This window comes from Streptococcus sp. FDAARGOS_256 (assembly GCF_002289235.2).
GTDB lineage: Bacteria > Bacillota > Bacilli > Lactobacillales > Streptococcaceae > Streptococcus.
In genome coordinates this window covers 1,898,258-1,916,152 of record NZ_NTGM02000001.1, presented here as the reverse complement: position 1 = coordinate 1,916,152, position 17,895 = coordinate 1,898,258, and the positions used below count along the sequence as shown (strand labels likewise).

6 protein-coding genes are annotated in these 17,895 nt (G+C 41.0%); all 6 read right to left on the bottom strand.

Annotation, left to right across the window (positions count from 1 at the left end; all coding sequences use genetic code 11):
- Positions 1–112: 112 nt before the first annotated feature.
- A complete protein-coding gene (locus A6J84_RS09525; protein ID WP_095726449.1) occupies positions 113–4,198 on the bottom strand; it encodes an LPXTG-anchored SHIRT domain periscope protein in 4,086 nt (1,361 codons plus the stop codon).
- A 362-nt stretch (positions 4,199–4,560) separates the two neighbouring features.
- On the bottom strand, positions 4,561–6,375 hold the full coding sequence (locus A6J84_RS09520; protein ID WP_095726448.1) for a G5 domain-containing protein: 1,815 nt from the start codon (positions 6,373–6,375) through the stop codon (positions 4,561–4,563).
- A 75-nt stretch (positions 6,376–6,450) separates the two neighbouring features.
- Positions 6,451–15,078, bottom strand: a complete 8,628-nt coding sequence (gene padA, locus A6J84_RS09515; RefSeq protein ID WP_095726447.1) for an LPXTG-anchored isopeptide-forming adhesin PadA — start codon at positions 15,076–15,078, stop codon at positions 6,451–6,453.
- Between the two features lie 59 nt (positions 15,079–15,137).
- Positions 15,138–15,725: a TlpA family protein disulfide reductase gene (locus tag A6J84_RS09510; RefSeq protein WP_001168154.1), complete on the bottom strand. Its 588-nt coding sequence runs from the start codon at positions 15,723–15,725 to the stop codon at positions 15,138–15,140.
- Between the two features lie 390 nt (positions 15,726–16,115).
- Positions 16,116–17,462 carry a type I glutamate--ammonia ligase gene (glnA, locus tag A6J84_RS09500; RefSeq protein ID WP_001122885.1) on the bottom strand — a complete coding sequence of 449 codons (1,347 nt, stop codon included), beginning with the start codon at positions 17,460–17,462 and terminating at the stop codon, positions 16,116–16,118.
- A gap of 38 nt (positions 17,463–17,500) precedes the next feature.
- Positions 17,501–17,857, bottom strand: coding sequence for a transcriptional repressor GlnR (glnR, locus tag A6J84_RS09495; RefSeq protein ID WP_000664333.1), 357 nt, complete (start codon positions 17,855–17,857; stop codon positions 17,501–17,503).
- Positions 17,858–17,895: the final 38 nt, after the last annotated feature.

Genomic DNA, 17,895 nt, shown 5'->3' with positions numbered 1-17,895 from the left:
TAAACTATATCACATCTCGATATAAAATGCAAGAAAAAGAGAGAACGATTTCTCGTTCTCTCTTCTTATACTACGAAATTAAGCAGTTAATCTCTCATTTACTAAGAGTGACTTAGTCTTTCTTGCGAAGGACAAAAACTGCTAGGCTTGCAAAGGCAAGACCGATGATTGAAAGAAGACCAGATACTGCAGAGCCTGTGTTTGGTAACAAGGCCTTAGTTTGACTACTTCCTTCTTCTGGTTGGCTATTATTTCCAGAATTTTTATTTGGTGCCGGGGTAAATTCCCAAGTACCGACGAAGTGGGCATCCGCTCCATTGATGGTTTCTGATGCTTTGTCATAGGACTTAAAGCTCCATGTGCCTTCTGCAGTCTTAACCTCTGTTTGACTTGGTTGCGTTGGTGTTGCTTGACTTCCATCTTTCAAGTTTGTTTGGTCTGCCGGAAGCAAGGTTTTCACTTCTTGCGGAAGTTCTTTTCCTGGCGTTCCGCTGACAAACTCATGAACCGCTTTATGAGTCACTGTTGGAACTGGAGTTGCTGTAAATTCCCATGTACCTACAAACTTAACATCTGCTCCATTGATGGTTTCAGATGTCTTGTCATAAGACTTGAAGCTCCAGGTACCTTCTGCTGTCTTAACTTCTGTTTGACTTGGTTGCGTTGGCGTTGCTTGACTGCCATCTTTCAAGTCTGTTTGGTCTGATGGAAGCAGGGATTTCACTTCTTGTGGAAGTTCTTTACCTGGAGTTCCGCTGACAAACTCGTGAGTTGCCTTATAGGTTGGGGATGGGGTGAATTCCCATGTACCTACAAACTTAACATCTGATCCATTAATTGTTTCCGATGTCTTATCGTAGAACTTGAAGCTCCAGGTACCTTCTGCTGTCTTCACTTCTGTTTTACTTGGTTGCGTTGGAGTTACTTTGTTGCCATCTTTCAAGTCTGTTTGGTCTGCTGGAAGCAAGGTTTTCACTTCTTGTGGAAGTTCTTTTCCTGGCGTTCCGCTGACAAACTCGTGAACTGCTTTATGAGTCACTGTTGATGCTGGGCTCGCTGTAAATTCCCATGTTCCTACAAACTTAACATCTGAACCGTTGACAGTCTCTGAAGTCTTGTCGTATGACTTGAAGCTCCATGTGCCTTCTGCTGTCTTAACTTCCGTTTTACTTGGTTGTGTTGGAGTTACTTGGTTGCCATCTTTCAAGTCTGTTTGGTCTGCTGGAAGCAGAGTTTTTACTTCTTGTGGAAGTTCTTTTCCTGGAGTTCCGCTGACAAACTCGTGAGTTGCCTTATGAGTCACTGTTGGCGCTGGAGTGAATTCCCAAGTACCGATAAAGTGGGCATCTGCTCCATTAATAGTTTCAGATGTCTTGTCATAGGACTTGAAGCTCCATGTGCCTTCTGCTGTCTTCACTTCCGTTTTACTTGGCTGAGTTGGAGTCGCTTGACTACCGTCTTTCAAGTCTGTTTGGTCTGCTGGAAGCAAGGCTTTCACTTCTTGTGGAAGGTCTTTTCCTGGAGTTCCGCTGACAAATTCATGTGTTGCCTTGTAAGTTGGTGCTGGGGTAAATTCCCAAGTACCGACGAAGTGGGCATCCGCTCCATTGATGGTTTCTGATGCCTTATCGTAGGACTTGAAGCTCCAAGTACCTTCTGCTGTCTTCACTTCCGTTTTACTTGGCTGAGTTGGAGTCGCTTGACTACCATCTTTCAAGTCGGTTTGGTCTGCTGGAAGCAAGGCTTTCACTCCTTGTGGAAGGTCTTTCCCTGGGATTCCGCTGACAAATTCATGTGTTGCCTTGTAAGTTGGTGCTGGGGTAAATTCCCAAGTACCGACGAAGTGGGCATCCGCTCCATTGATGGTTTCTGATGCCTTGTCGTAGGACTTGAAGCTCCAAGTACCTTCTGCTGTCTTCACTTCTGTTTTACTTGGTTGAGTTGGAGTCGCTTGACTACCATCTTTCAAGTCTGTTTGATCTGCTGGAAGCAAGGCTTTCACTTCTTGTGGAAGGTCTTTTCCTGGAGTTCCGCTGACAAATTCATGTGTTGCCTTGTAAGTTGGAGCTGGAGTGAATTCCCAGGTGCCTACGAAGTGGGCATCTGCTCCATTGATGGTTTCTGATGCCTTGTCGTAGGCCTTGAAGCTCCAAGTACCTTCTGCTGTCTTCACTTCCGTTTTACTTGGTTGAGTTGGAGTCGCTTGACTACCGTCTTTCAAGTCTGTTTGGTCTGCTGGAAGCAGAGTTTTCACTTCTTGTGGAAGCTCTTTGCCTGGAGTTCCGCTTACAAATTCATGTGTTGCCTTGTAAGTTGGAGCTGGGGTGAATTCCCATGCACCGATGAAATGGGCATCCGCTCCATTGATGGTTTCTGATGCCTTGTCATAAGACTTAAAGCTCCATGTGCCTTCTGCTGTCTTCACTTCCGTTTTACTTGGCTGAGTTGGAGTCGCTTGACTACCGTCTTTCAAGTCTGTTTGGTCTGCTGGAAGCAAGGCTTTCACTTCTTGTGGAAGGTCTTTCCCTGGAGTTCCGCTGACAAATTCATGTGTTGCCTTGTAAGTTGGTGCTGGGGTAAATTCCCAAGTACCGACGAAGTGGGCATCCGCTCCATTGATGGTTTCTGATGCCTTGTCATAAGACTTAAAGCTCCATGTACCCTCTGCCGTCTTCACTTCTGTTTGGCTTGGTTGTGTTGGCGTTACTTGAGTACCATTAGACAAGTTCTTTTCTGTTGCTGGAAGCAGGTCTTTCACTTCTTGTGGAAGTTCTTTGCCTGGGGTTCCACTCACAAACTCATGATGTTTTTCATAAAGGAGGGCCGTGCTTACCTGATTAGAAGGAGCTGATAAATTATCAACATGCAATGTTACAGTATTGTCAATCTTTCCAGAACCTTTTTCTTCTACTTTTTTGTTTGTAGTAGTATTATAAGTTACAATAATTTCAGCAGAAGAATTTGCTTTTATGTATTCAGGTGTCATTTTAACAGTAACAGTTTGACCATTCTTTTCAATAGTATAATCACGCCCTTCCTGTAAAGTCACTCCACCTGATTCCACTTTAAGTCCTTGATAATTAAGGCGCTCATCAAATTTCTGAACCATTTCGATAGATGAAGGCGTTGCTAAAATGTCCTTACCTGGAACCGGAACTTTAAACGTAGCTTTATAGGTTACATCTTGTCCTTCCTTAGCTGGAATCTCTGTAGGATCCACTGCTAGAACAGGGCTCGGATCAATTTTTTCAATATAAAGACCAAAGACGGCCGAAGCAACCTCTGTTGATGAGTAACCAAAATTCATACTATTACTATTTGATCGAAGGGCAAAACCAGAGATATTGTTCTCAGAATAGCTACCGCTTGTAATCTGAGTTGCTACCCAAGCAGTTCGATCTCCTTGATCTTCCTGTCTTAAGACATTGGCATTATTCATCAAACGAAGATTAACATCATTTTGATAATCCTTAACATAGAAGGTTTCCTTCAAGTTGTTGGCATCCATTGCATCGATGTCTGTTGGCTTCATAACCAACTTCAAATCTGTCTCGGAACCATCTGCATAACGCAACTCTGCTGTTACATCCGCATCAAGCCAAAAAGCCTTATTCATAATGTAGTCATGAGCTGCATCTACATAGGGAACATTCCCAATTTCAAAAGCATTATTTTCCCACAATTCTGAAATAGAGAAAAATTCAACAGTAGATTTTTGAGCACTATTCATCTCAGATTCTGCCTGAGCAGTGTTTAGATAGTGAAGAGTTACCTTATTGAATTTTAAGTAAGCATCTACTTGCTTACCATTAACTGTCCCAATATTTGTGAATTTTAGAGAAAGAGGATTTTCAAAAACTTGATCCTGTTTTTTACTTTTATCTACTTTAAGAGTAAAGTTCTCCATCTCGCCTGGATAGGCACCACCCCAGAGATATTCATAGTGGGGATTCGATAAATGAAACTGATCAACAGCCTGTGATTTAGATAAAACACTAAAATTGTTGATGTTCAAATTAAACTTACGAATATCCAAGGTTGAGATATCCGTTCCGTTTTTTATTTCTTCTAAAGCCGCATAAGATTGAAGCGGAATAAGAAAAATAGAAAAAAGTAAAACGACTAGTCCGAGAAAAGCCTGTTTTTTTCTACTGAAAATAGTAGAAAAAGGCATTCTCATGCGATATTTCCATTTCATAATGTACCTCCAAAACTAAAAATGATTGTTTAATCATTTCAAAAGAAATATTCATCTCATTTTAACACAAAAAAAGGGCAATTAAAAGTAGATTATAGATAAAAATTTATTATTTTGTATTTCCAGATTGTCAATTTTTGGTGAGAATAATTAAAATATAAAAATTTTAGAAAAGGCGTTTACACCATGTGAATAACTGTTTTATAGTTAATCCTATTATCACTCTATGAGTTTCATAACGTACTCAAGCCACACATAAACATTAATATATTTAATTTTTTATAAAGAAAGAACCCAAGAATAAATTCTGGGTTCTTTTTAGTATTTCTCGTACAAAAGATACTTTTGTATATTAGAGAGCCTTAGTCCTTCTTACGAACGACAAAGCCTACTAGACCGGCGATAAATAAACCAATCATTGAAAGAAGACTGGTAGAAGCTGTACCTGTGCTTGGTAGAACTTTCTGTTCTTGGCTTGCAGTTTCTTCTTTCTTAGTGCTTTCAGCTTGGTTCCCTGTTGTCGCAGTATCATTCTTATTACCGTTGGTTGTTGTAGAAGCTACTTTCTTAGTTCCAACTTCGACAACTTCGTCTACTGCTGGAGTAGTGATTGTGTTTGATTTCTCAACACGACCTGTTTCAACGCCATCTGTGTAAGTCACTGTATAAACAATGGTGCGAACACCCTTCTTACCAGCAGCTTTCACTTGACGACTTCCTTCTGGAAGGTCTGCGTTCTGCACTTCTTTGACTTGGAAAGCAATTTCTTCTGTCTTCGTTTCTTCCTTAGTCGTTACAACTGGGGCTACTACTTTCTTAGTTCCAACTTCGACAACTTCGTCTACTGCTGGAGTAGTGATTGTGTTTGATTTCTCAACACGACCTGTTTCAACGCCATCTGTGTAAGTCACTGTATAAACAATGGTGCGAACACCCTTCTTACCAGCAGCTTTCACTTGACGACTGCCCTCTGGAAGATTTGGATTTGTTACTTCCTTAGTTTGGAAAGCAACTTCTTCTGTCTTGGTCTCTTCCTTAGTCGTTACAACAGCTGCTTTCTTAGTTCCAATTTCGACAACTTCGTCTACTGCTGGAGTGGTGATTGTGTTTGATTTCTCAACTCGACCTGTTTCAACACCGTCTGTGTAAGTCACTGTTTCAACAATGGTACGAACACCTTTTTGCCCAGCTGTTTTCACTCGGCGAACACCTTCAGCTAAGAGTGCATTTTCAACCTCACGAGTCTGGAAGGCAACTTCTTCCGTTTTGGTTACTTCCTTAGTCGTTACAACAGCTTTCCCACCGGTATAGGTAATCTTGTTTTTTGCAGCTTTCTTAGTCTTGCGTGAAACTTCTTTACGAGACTTTTCAACACCATCCACTTTTGTCACTTCATAAGTGACTTCATCGATACCTTCTTCACCTTCTTCAACACGTGTTTTACCTTTATCCAGTGCTGGGTCTACTTTCGTTTCTTCTTTGAAAGCAACTTTTTCCTCTACAGTCACTGTTTCTTTGGTTTCTACACCTGTTTTCTTAGTTCCAACTTCGATGATTTCTTCTACTGGTTCTTTAATTACCGTTTGGCTCTTTCTATCACGTTTTTTCTCAACGCCATTTACCAAAGTAACATCCCAAACAACTTTCTTCTGACCTTTTTCTCCCGCTTGTTTTACCTTTCGAGTACCTTCAGCGAGATCTGCATTGTTTTCTGTCCGAGATGGGTAAGGAATCTCCTCAGTAGTTGTGACTTCTTGATGTTCTTCTTTTAAATCTCCCCCTGAGAGAAGCGCCTCAGCCTTAGCTTTTAAAGAATTGTAGCGAGCTTCAAGCGCCGCAAAACTTTTTTGACCTTCTGGACTCTTCATTGCCTTCTTTGCAGTCTCAAAAAAATTCTTTGCTTCTTCTACATCACCCTCTAGGAGTTCTTTATTCCCCTCATCTGGACTATCTGTAAAATCCTTAATTGAAGATTCTATATTATTGAGCATTCTTTTGAACGTATTTGCAATGTTTCGCTCTTGTCCGTCTGGAATTTCTTCATCTTCTGCCGGAGTCTCTTCTGCATGTACTGTTGGAATTCGATACAAGTCAGGAGCTACATGATAAGTTGCTACTCCAAGAGCATTTAAAGCAAGTATAGAAATCCCTAACTTTAATAATTTTTTTCTACTCATTATTCTTTCCTTAACACTTTCAATATACAGTAAGGAGAAGAGTAAAATTTTCTACTCTCCTCTTACTATATGATACTAACGTTCAGCTTTACGCTTCCAAACTAGAAGTCCAGCAAGTCCTAGAGTAAGGGCTGCAAGTACTCCAAAGATTGAAGATCCTTCAGAACCTGTATTTGGCAATGTTTTACCTGGTTCTGTTGGTTTTTTCGGAATATCCCCCTCTGCTGGTGGGATATTTAGAGCTGGTGGCGTTACCGGAACCGGTGGTGTCACCACAACCTTGTTGGTAGTTTTTGATTTATCGTTAAAGCTTACTTTTGCCGTATTTGGTACACCTGTCGCGAATTGTGCAAAATCTGTTCCTTCTCTGAAGTTTGTATAAAGAACGAGAGTTACTTTACTTCCCTTCAAGGCTTCGAGAACATCCTTATCGCTGATTTCAAGAGTTACAATGTTTTGAACTTCATCGTAAGTAACAGTGGCAATTGCTTCCAACTCTTTACCTACTAATTCACTACGATCATTTGAAACCTTACTCAATTTATCAATAGCCGCTTGAAGCTTAGTTTGAGCTTCTTTCAGGTTCTTGATTTCATTTTCAAGTTTCTCTTGTTGTTGTTTCTTATCAGCTGGTGCTAATTCTGCTTCTTTCTCCGCTGGTGCTTGAAGCTTAGCCAAGTTTTCTTCAGCTACTTTCAACTCTGCCTCTAGGCTTGCAAGGTTTTGACTTGTTTCGGTGTCAGCAGGTTTCTTATCTTCTGTTGCAGAAGAATCAGATGTAGCTTGAGTTGCCGGCGTTTCCGCTTCAGCTGGTTTAGCTGGTTGCGCTGCCTTAGCTGCTTCCAACTTCGCTTTCAATTCAGCCACTTTAGCTTCCGCCGCTTTCAAATCTTCCTTCTTGTTATCCTCTGTTGAGGTCTCATCAATTGACTTACCTGTCAAAGCTTTCAGTTCCTTCTCTGCCTGTTCAACTTGAGCTTGAAGAGCTGCTTTGAGCTTGTCAAACTGAGCGTTTTCAACTTTAAGAGCGATTCGGTCTTTATTGACTTTCAAAACTGAATGGATTTCATCACTGATCGTGAAGTTCGTCAAATCTGTCTTGACAAGACGACCATATTGATCTTTCTTGGCATTTCCATTTTCATCCACTGGATCCGTTGGAACCGGAGTAGTGATATCGAAGCGGAAAGTATCTGTTGCATTTGGCAAGTTGTATGAAGTCCCTGGTGTTGATCCATTTTCTGGTCCAACTGTCTTAGCAGGTTCACCTGGTGTCGGATCTGTTGGTTTTTCTGGGTCACGTGGTTTCACCGTTACCGGTTTTGATTCCTTGCTGCCAGATTGACCATTGGCATCCTTGAAGTTGACAGTTGCTTTGTTTGGTACCAATTGGTCCTTATAAGCTTTCAAATCGCTATTCGCTTTGAGTTTAGCTGGGATGTACAATTGAATCTCTTTGAAACCTTTCAATCGAGCGAAATCTTTCACTTTTACAGTGACAGTATTTCCTTCAACACTTGTTTCAAGAGCTCCATTTGCATCACGACCGTCCACATAGGCTACTGGTGTATCAGCGATTGCCAAGACCGGTTCGAGTGTATCTGTGACTGTGAACTCTTTGTACTTATCAATATCTTTTGGCAAAGTTGTATTGACATTATACATGTATGGTGCGTCGTATTCCACATCCAAGTGGTCCAAGGTACGATTAATCTTCTTAGAAATTTCTGGTTCTGGTTCTTTTGGAACGATTACCGGAACTTTATTCGAATCTTTGTGTAGCCCTGGTTTGTGTGGGAACTTCGCATCATAAGAAGCTGTATTTGGAACAGTGAATCCACGATCTGTTAGATATGGAGTCAAATCAGCTCCCGCTTTAATCTTCGCAGTGAAGCTCAATTCCACAGCTTGACCGCCATTGGCTTTCACTTGGTCTTCTGTAAGCGTCAAGGTGATGGTTTGTCCTTCTACCTTGATTTGACTTGCTTCAAGGGCTTGTCCATTCAAGATTGCACTTGCTGAACCTGCATAATCAAGAACAGACTCAAGTGTATCACTTACACTGAAGGATGATACATCTGTTGGGACACTTGTTTTCACGTTGTAAGTGAAAATTTGGTCACGATCAGCGAGTGTTTCTTCAGCCTTAGTATTCACATCTTTCTTGATTTCTGGCTCGTCTGGTGTTGGAGGTGTTACTGGGACTTCGTTCGAATCCTTGTGCACACTTGGTTTGTGTGGGAAACTTGCGTCATAAGAAGCCTTATTCGGAATCCGTACACGGCCATCTTCCTTCACATACGCAGACAAGTTTGCACCAGCTTTGATCTTCGCGTCGAATGTTAATTCAACGGCTTGACCACCATTGGCTTTCACCTGGTCTTCTGTAAGGGTCAAGGTAATCGTTTGTCCTTCTACCTTGATTTGGCTAGCATCAAGAGCTTGACCATTCAATTTAGCACTTGAAGTTCCTGCGAATTCAAGAACGTCCACTAGGATATCTGTGACTGAGAAGACTGTCGCATCTTGCGCTACTGTTGTTTTCACGTTGTAAGTGAAGACTTCATCACGTTTCGCAAGTGTTGCTGATTCTTTGCCATTCACATCTTTCTTGATCTCTGGCTCGTCTGGTGTTGGAGGTGTTACTGGGACTTCGTTCGAATCCTTGTGCACACTTGGTTTGTGTGGGAAACTTGCGTCATAAGAAGCCTTATTCGGAATCCGTACACGGCCATCTTCCTTCACATACGCAGACAAGTTTGCACCAGCTTTGATCTTCGCGTCGAATGTTAATTCAACTGCTTGACCACCATTGGCTTTCACCTGGTCTTCTGTAAGGGTCAAGGTAATCGTTTGTCCTTCTACCTTGATTTGGCTAGCATCAAGAGCTTGACCATTCAATTTAGCACTTGAAGTTCCTGCGAATTCAAGAACGTCCACTAGGATATCTGTGACTGAGAAGACTGTCGCATCTTGCGCTACTGTTGTTTTCACGTTGTAAGTGAAGACTTCATCACGTTTCGCAAGTGTTGCTGATTCTTTGCCATTCACATCTTTCTTGATTTCTGGCTCTTCTGGTGTTGGAGGCGTTACTGGAACTTCATTAGAGTCCTTGTGCACACCTGGTTTGTGTGGGAAGCTTGCGTCATAAGAAGCCTTATTCGGAATCTGTGTACGGCCGTCTTCCTTCACATATGCGGACAAGTTTGCGCCGGCTTTGATCTTCGCGTCGAATGTTAATTCAACTGCTTGACCGCCATTGGCTTTCACTTGTTCTTCTGTAAGCGTCAAGGTAATCGTTTGTCCTTCTACCTTGATTTGGCTAGCATCAAGAGCTTGACCATTCAATTTAGCACTTGATTTACCTGCGAACTCAAGAACATCTTCGATCTTATCGGTTACGCTGAAGGCTGTCGCATCTTGCGCTACTGTTGTTTTCACATTATAGGTGAAGACTTCATCACGTTTTGCGAGGGTTTCTTCTGCCTTACCGTTCACATCTTTCTTGATCTCTGGCTCGCCTGGTGTTGGTGGCGTTACTGGGACTTCGTTCGAATCCTTGTGCACACCTGGTTTGTGTGGGAAGCTTGCGTCATAAGAAGCCTTATTCGGAATCTGTGTACGGCCGTCTTCCTTCACATATGCGGACAAGTTTGCGCCGGCTTTGATCTTCGCGTCGAATGTTAATTCAACTGCTTGACCGCCATTGGCTTTCACTTGTTCTTCTGTAAGCGTCAAGGTAATCGTTTGTCCTTCTACCTTGATTTGGCTAGCATCAAGAGCTTGACCATTCAATTTAGCACTTGATTTACCTGCGAACTCAAGAACATCTTCGATCTTATCGGTTACGCTGAAGGCTGTCGCATCTTGCGCTACTCTTGTTTTCACATTATAGGTGAAGACTTCATCACGTTTTGCGAGGGTTTCTTCTGCCTTACCGTTCACATCTTTCTTGATCTCTGGCTCATCTGGTGTTGGTGGCGTTACTGGGACTTCATTAGAGTCCTTGTGGTATTTTGGATTATGATCAATATCATAAGAAGCCTTATTCGGAATCTCTGTCTTACCATCTTTATTCACATAAGCTGATAAGTTGGCATTATCTCTAATCTTAGCCTTGAAGTTTACTTCAATAGTCTTACCGGCATCTGCTTTTACAGAAGCTTCTGTAAAGGCAACTTTGATGACTTGACCAGAAAGTGTCACTGTCGCCTTCGATCCTGCATCCTCACCATCAAGTTTAACAGTGGCTGAAGCATTCTCACCAACAAATTCTAGAACTTCTTTCAACTCGTCTGTCATCTCAAACACAGTTGCGCTGGCAGGCATTGTTGTTTTCAAAGTATAAGTAAACTCTTCATTACGTTTTGCAAGATCATAACGTTCTGCTCCGTTTACTTCCTTCTTAAGCTCTGGAGTAGTGGTTGGTGGTGGTGTAACGGTAACTGGTTTTGATTCTTTCTTAGAATCAGGATTATCATTAATAATGTAGCTAGCAGTATTTGGTACTACCGGCTTGTCTTTTGATTCATTTGGATAAGCCGCTAAGAGTGCATCAAAGGTAATGCCTTCCTTCACCTTAGCCTTAAATGAAACTTGTACAGCTTTACCAGCATATTGTTTCACTTGCTCTTTACCAAATGTGACCGTCAAACGTTGACCTTCTGTTGTTACAGTGAGGTCTTGAACAGCTTGGCCATCAACAGTGACCGTTGCTTCTCCTTCAAATGCCAATTCTTTGACGATATCATCTGAAATGGTGAAGGTATCTGCCACATGTGGAACCGTTGAGTCAATCGTATAAGTAAAGATTTCTGATAACTTACCAAGATCTGCGTGTTCCTGACCATTCACCTTCTTCGTGATTGGTGGTGGTGTAACAGTGACCGGCTTGGTTTCTTTCTCACCTTGTTGGTCATTCTTGTTGGTGTAAGTAATCTTAGCTTTGTTCTCAATAGATGGAACAGTTGAGCCTTTCTTCACTTTGGCATGAATCACGAGCTCTACTTCTTGGTTACCGTAGTCACCCGCATTCGCAAAATCTTTCATCGTTGCAGTCACGGTTTGACCTTGAACTGTTACATCGAAGAATTTCGCTGCAGCTCCCTTGATTTCAGCTTGACCTGGAGTCAAGTTCTCATCCAAGGTATCCGTTACAACGAAGGACTTGTACGTTGTAATATCATTTGGCAATTTCGCTTTGATATTATAAGTAAAGTCTGTGTCCGCACCGATTGTTGCCTCTGTCAGTGTTTCGTTGATTTTCTTATCAACACCTGGTTCTGATGGAGGGGTTACGGTTACCGGTTTCGTTTCTTTTTCTCCGCTATGATCGTTCTTATCTGTGAAGCTGAACTTCGCAGTATTTGGAATGTTGATACGAGTCACTCCATCATTGATCTTAGCTGGAATAATCAATTCCACTTCTTGACCAGCAAGGTCTGTAGCGTTCGCAAAGTCCTTCATCGTTGCAGTCACGGTTTGACCCTCAACTATTACATCGAAGAAGGCTGCAGCTGCTCCTTTGATAACTGGTTTGCTTGAAGTTTCATTGATAACTGACAAATCTCCTTCAAGTGTATCTGTAATCACAAATTTCTTGTAATCTGTAATATCTGTTGGAAGTTTTGTCTTAATGTTGTAGTTATACGCTTGACCTGTCGCGATATCTAAGTGATCAAGAGTTTCATTGATCTTCTTCGTTACAGGAGGTGGCGTTACAGTGACAGGTTTCGATTCAACTTCTTTCTCTACATTATTCTCATTTGTAAAGGAAATAGAAGCCTTGTTTTCAATGGTTGTACCTGTCACACCATTTTTAACTTTTGCAGGAATGACTAGTTCAATAGTTGAGTATTTTGCAAGTTCACCAAACTGACCATCCTTCACCGTTGCCGTAATCTCTTGGCCATTGGTACGGACATCAAAGAGGGCCGCTGCAGAACCTTTAATACTTACGTCACCTGCAAGTTCCAAATTAGCATCTAGTGTATCACGAATCACAAATTTCTTGTAATTTGCAACATCACTTGGTACTGCTGTTGTAATATTGTAGTTGTATGGTTGCCCATCAAACGTTTGGAAGCTATCCAAGTTTTCATTGATTTTCTTATCAATAGTCGGTTCTTTTGGTTTTGGTGGGGTAACCGTTACTTCATTAGAAGTTTTCTTGATGTCATTCAAGGCAACATCTGCCGTATTTGGTACTTTTACTTGACCATCTTTCTTGTACTTAGAAAGGTCAGCACCTGGACGAATTTTAGCATCAAATGTCAGTTCGACATATTGGATGTCTTTGGTCTTACGACGCGTTACCTTACGTGTAATTTTTTCAAGATCAGTCTTATCCAATGAAACTGAAACTGTTTGACCCGAAACTGTTATCGCTTTTGTCAAATCAGCATTATCTTTTCCACCAATAGTTACCTTCACAGAATTTGGTTGAACTTCCAATTCTGGAACAACTGTATCGGTAATGCTAAAGCTATCCGCAATACCTGGCCATGGAACAGATACCTTATACTTGAAGACTTCGTCTTCCGTCTTAAGATCTTCATGTTCCTTGTCGTTTACTTTCTTTTCAATCTCTGTTTCAACTGGTGGTTTCACATAGACTGGATTTGAGCGACGGATTGTACTTGGCTTATCAGTGGTTTTAGCATGTTTGCTTTGGTCTGGAGTGTTATCCTCACCATTCCACATGATATTACCTTGGTTCAGCAAGCCGAAGCCATCATTATCCTGAAGAAGAGCCATAAATTCTTTGCTCGCTTGATTATTGCGATATTGCTCCTTCAAGCGAACCGTAATGGTCATTTGAGCTTTCTTCAGCACCAAGTAATTGTAGTTACCAGCAATGCTTGGAACATCCGCAACAACAACTTCTCGGTCGTTTCCAAGATCATCCTTTTGCTTCACAACACGTGTCAGGATAGTACCTTCTGGACCAGACGCATGGTGACCCACAACCTCCAAACGATAGTCAAGAGGGTCTGTCAACATAACGTTTTGCTTAAACTCATAAGGAACGTTATTGAAGTTGTAATCTACTGTATAAGTAAATGTTTCGTCTTTGGCAGACAAGTTAGCCGCATAGGCTGGTTTTTTAGTCAATTGAAGTGGATCTTCAATGGTACCAGTATCATTACTTTGATCTTGGTCTACAATTTTCTTAGTAGCACTTGGGTAACAGTATTCTAGCTTTTGAACTTCTACTTCTTCTTTGTGTCCACCGATTGTTTGGGTTTCAAAGTTACCAACTTTAAACTTACCAGTCAATTCAGGAACTGGAACTTTCTCTTTAACAGGCTGATAGTCTGCAGGAGGATCTTGTTCATCATCCTCATCAACTTGTTCAGCGTGAGCTTCCTTGCTCAAATCGTAGTCAAATTTATTGTCACCTGGGTTAAAGACACTCTCTGGTACAGAGATAGTAACTTTATCTCCGTTTTGTGTAATTTTACCACGAACTTCTTTTGTCGAGTCTTTGACTTCCGACACAATTTTCTTACCATTGATACGGATGGCATCAACTTTGTAACCTGGTGTAATATCAAACTCACCAGTGATATCTTCCTTGATTAAGGCCGCCATTACAGATTCCAAAATTCGATTTGAAAATCTAGTAATGTCACTTTGTTCATTAACATAGAAGGAAGTATTCTTACCATTCACTTCCTTATCTGGAGAAGCCATTGATTGCAAAGCTTCATGGAAAATAGTTTGGACAGAACGATTATCACCAATATTTAGTGCATTTCCAAATCCGTTTAGATAGGCATCTCCGTATTGGTAATACTTCTCAGTAAATCCTTCTACACGTTCCCAGAAACCAATAACAACCGAGCCCTTATCTCCTACAGTCGCTTTCAGTTTATCTCCCGCCGCTTTAAGTTCATTTGCACGACCCACAATATCCTGTGATGCTTCAGGATAGCTATCGACTCCCCAAGCACGTTGGAGGGCTGAATTACGAGTCCAGCTCTTGTCCATAACGACATTGTTACTTCCTTGAGGACGATAACCATTTGCAATACCATCAGTAATTAAAAGAAAGACTGTCTTACGACCGTTTTCCATATTCCCTTTAACTCTGTTGTATGCTGCAATCGTATCATCAATCGCAGGAACAGTTGGGGTACCACCTTCAACAGCAATATTATCAATAAAGCCATGAATTGTTTGTTGATTGCTAGTTAAACCACTATTCCCATAGGTATAGTGTTTCCCTGTTGTATCCGGATCGGTGTATACATTAGGCTGACCTGTAAAATCGTCGCTGTTAAAGTAACGAACTTGATCCAACCCCTGATATGAGGCAACAAATACTCGGTCTGTTGTTTTTTCTTCGTTCGTTTTAACCAAGTGAGGATTTTTCTCATCATAGTCTTCTGCATTGACATACGTTGTCAATCGTTTCAAAGCATTCTTAACATTTGGAATTGTTTTACTAAACGATCCACTCGCATCCTGCAAGATAACAAGGTCAATAGGCTGTCTTGGAACTGACCAAGCAATCTTCTCTGTTTTTTCAATTTTACGGGAACATCCATTTTGTGTTATCTTTGTATTTCCACCTACTTCAATAGCACTACCGCCTTCATTTGCTGCAGCACTACCAAGCAGCTGTCCCATTAAGGCTAATGGAACAGATAAAAATAAAATGATAAACAATATGGAGACCTTTTTAATGAAATCTCTCATTGCTATTTCTGAAATCCTATTGTGATTTCTTCTTCCCCCTTTTCTATAGTAGATATATGTTAGTTGAGTAGTGTTTGCAACTCTTTAGAAAAGCTTTCCGCATCGGAATGATTAACCAATACATTTTTTACTTCTTGCTTTTTGGTTACAAAATACATACTTGGTATGGTCTGAACCTGTAATAGATCTGCCGCTGATTGATCTTCGTCATAGTAATAAGGGAAAGTGTATCCTTTTTCCTTAATGTATCGATCAGCACTCTCCTTTGTTTCTTTACCAGGTTCGTTCATATTCAGTAAAACAAAATTGATCTGTTCACCATACTTTTCATACATCTGCTGAACAATGGGTAGTTGTTTCTGACAATGAGGACACCAACTAGCCCATTCGACAATTAACATAGGTTTATCATACAGCTCTGAACTAGCAACCAATTTACCGTCTTGAGAAGTCATTTTAAATTCTGGAAGTTGTTGACCTTTTAGACTCAAGGCAGTATTGTTCTCAGCACTTGAAGTTGATTGCGAAACTGATGAAGTCCCTACTTCTCCGTCCTTAGCGGGTCTAGTATAATAAATCAAACCCACCGACAATCCGATGATGACTCCCACTGCTAAAAACGGAAGCCACCACTTATCTTTTTGCATAGAATCTCCTTTCCTTTTTGATGAAATATGGCGAGTACAGCTTGAGTAAATAATATAGTAAATAATTTATGAACCCTCCGAAACTCATCCATTCCAAAAAACATTTTATCATTTACTAATTAGTATTTCAAGAAATATGTTGTCAAATTGTAAACTTTTTTCTTTCTCACGCTAAACCCGCCACACTACTGCATTAAATAGGTATAATGAAAATGATTGGACGTTATTTTCTAATTATTTTCAGAATATTATTTCTTTTTAATGCATAATTCACTCTTTCTTGTTTTCTGTTTTTCTATATAATAACTATACTAAAAACAGCAACGAAATACATTTAAAAATTTGCAATAATAAAAAAGATTGCCCAATCAGACAATCTTTTTTATGTTCTTAATACAAATCAAGATAATTATCAACTTCCCATTGTGACACAAAGGTTGCATAGCTAGCCCACTCGATACGTTTAGCTTCAAGGAAGCTCGTGTAGATGTGTTCACCTAGGGCTGCCTTGACCACTTCATCCTCAGTCAAGGCTTTCAAGGCGTTGTGAAGCGTTGATGGAAGGTCAGTAATTCCAGCTTCCTTACGCTCTTCCGCTGTCATGATATAGATATTTTCTTCGATAGGAGCTGGTGCTTCGATTTTGTTTTCAATACCATGCAAACCAACTTCCAATAGAACTGCCATAGCGATGTATGGGTTTGCCATCGGGTCCACTGAACGCAACTCAAGACGAGTTCCCATACCACGTGAAGCTGGTACGCGCACAAGTGGCGAACGGTTACGACCAGCCCAAGCAATGTAAACAGGCGCTTCATAACCTGGAACCAAACGTTTGTATGAGTTAACTGTTGGGTTCATGATAGCAGTATAGTTGTAAGCATGTTTAATCAAACCACCAAGGAAATGGTAGGCCGTTTCTGACAACTGCATTCCTTTTGGATCATTTGGATCAAAGAAGGCATTGTTTCCTTCTGCATCAAACAAGGACATATTACAGTGCATACCTGATCCAGCGATACCAAATTTCGGTTTAGCCATAAAGGTTGCGTAAAGGCCATGTTTGCGAGCAATGGTTTTAACAACGAGTTTAAAGATTTGAATCTTGTCACAGGCACGGAGGACTTCATCATACTTGAAGTCAATTTCATGTTGTCCAACCGCAACCTCGTGGTGACTCGCTTCTACTTCAAATCCCATTTTGGTCAAGACATTAACGATTTCACGACGCGTATTGTCTGCAAGATCAGTAGGGGCCAAATCAAAGTAGCCACCCTTGTCATTTACTTCAAGTGTTGGATCCCCATTTTCATCCAACTTAAAGAGGAAGAATTCTGGTTCTGGACCAAGGTTGAAGGATTTGAATCCTACTTCTTCCATATGACGAAGTGCACGCTTCAGATTACCACGAGGGTCACCTGCAAAGGGTTCGCCTTCTGTTGTATAGACATCACAGATCAAACCTGCAACACTTCCATTTTCATCTCCCCAAGGGAAGACTGTCCATGTATCCAAGTCTGGGTACAAGTACATATCTGACTCATTGATACGTACAAAACCTTCAATAGAAGAGCCATCAAACATGGCTTTGTTTGACAAGACCTTATCTAACTGTTCATCTGTAGCAGGAATTTCGACGTTTTTCATGGTTCCCAGAATATCTGAAAACATGAGACGGATAAAGGTAACATTTTTTTCCTTGACTTCACGACGAATATCTGCAGCTGTGATTGGCATGGGTTTTCTCCTTAATATATATGACTACTTGCGATTGCCTAACCGCGACCAAAGGGTGACCGTACTGAAGCAAAGCGCCCCTGCTGGAGGAGTTCATTGTGAAGTGCGCGACGCACTTCCGTCTGACTCACGGCTTTCTTGGACTTCGCTTCACGTTCAGCATATTTTTTCTTAATCGCAGCAATATTATGACCTTCAGAGATATAATCTTTGATTTCAAGTAGACGATCCATGTCATTCAAAGAATACATGCGACGGTTCCCTTCGTTTCGATCAGGTTTGATCAACTCTTGATCTTCATAATAACGAATCTGACGCGCCGAGAGATCGGTCAATTTCATAACACTGCCGATAGGAAAAACAGCCATATTTCGGCGAAATTCTCTTTCCTTCATTTACAATTTCCTTCTTCCTGTCTATTATAGTCTAAAAA

Coding starts and splice junctions, on each gene's coding strand:
- glnR (WP_000664333.1), bottom strand. CDS start 17,857: ATGAAGGAAAGAGAATTTCGCCGAAATATGGCTGTTTTTCCTATCGGC.
- A6J84_RS09525 (WP_095726449.1), bottom strand. CDS start 4,198: ATGAAATGGAAATATCGCATGAGAATGCCTTTTTCTACTATTTTCAGT.
- A6J84_RS09520 (WP_095726448.1), bottom strand. CDS start 6,375: ATGAGTAGAAAAAAATTATTAAAGTTAGGGATTTCTATACTTGCTTTA.
- A6J84_RS09510 (WP_001168154.1), bottom strand. CDS start 15,725: ATGCAAAAAGATAAGTGGTGGCTTCCGTTTTTAGCAGTGGGAGTCATC.
- padA (WP_095726447.1), bottom strand. CDS start 15,078: ATGAGAGATTTCATTAAAAAGGTCTCCATATTGTTTATCATTTTATTT.
- glnA (WP_001122885.1), bottom strand. CDS start 17,462: ATGCCAATCACAGCTGCAGATATTCGTCGTGAAGTCAAGGAAAAAAAT.